This is a genomic window from Mesorhizobium sp. M7A.F.Ca.CA.003.01.2.1 (assembly GCF_003998945.1).
Taxonomy (GTDB): Bacteria; Pseudomonadota; Alphaproteobacteria; order Rhizobiales; family Rhizobiaceae; genus Mesorhizobium; species Mesorhizobium ciceri.
This window is the reverse complement of the sequence record NZ_RZRA01001645.1, coordinates 1-484: the sequence shown is the minus strand read 5'-3', so window position 1 is coordinate 484 and position 484 is coordinate 1. Positions and strand designations below refer to the sequence as shown.

1 pseudogene is annotated in these 484 nt (G+C 61.8%); it reads right to left on the bottom strand.

What is annotated here, in order from left to right:
- Window positions 1-450: pseudogene (locus EN969_RS34725) on the bottom strand (autotransporter outer membrane beta-barrel domain-containing protein); the annotation flags it as partial.
- Window positions 451-484: the final 34 nt, after the last annotated feature.

The window sequence follows — 484 nt, the reverse complement described above, 5'->3', positions numbered from 1 at the left end:
GATATCGCCGGTGGCATCGACATCGATCGAGCCCAGGCCATTCTGCTTTATTGCGAAGGCATCGCCACTGCCGTTATTGGTGATCGCGCCGCTGCCTGTGTACGTGATCAGGTTGGAGGCGGCATCGATATTGAGTGCCGCGGTCCCGCCGGCTGTTGGCGTGTTGCCCGCATCGACACTGATCGTGCCGTTGTTGACGACCATGACGGCGCCATTGCCGGTATTCTCGATCGCGAGGCCAAATCCGCTGACCGTCGCCCCGGCATCGATCGCGAGGTGGGCCGTAAACGGTGAAGAAAATGAATAGCCCCGGTCGTTGGGAGGAGCAGCCGGATTGACGGCATTGACCGTGGAGGTGGTGCCGCACTGCACATCAGTTCCCAGAGTGACCGTACATGCCGCCTGCGCCTGCGGGGAAAAGAAAACAGCCGAGCCGGCGAAACCGGCCATGCCGATTGCGAAACGCAGTGCCGAGCGACTGGCC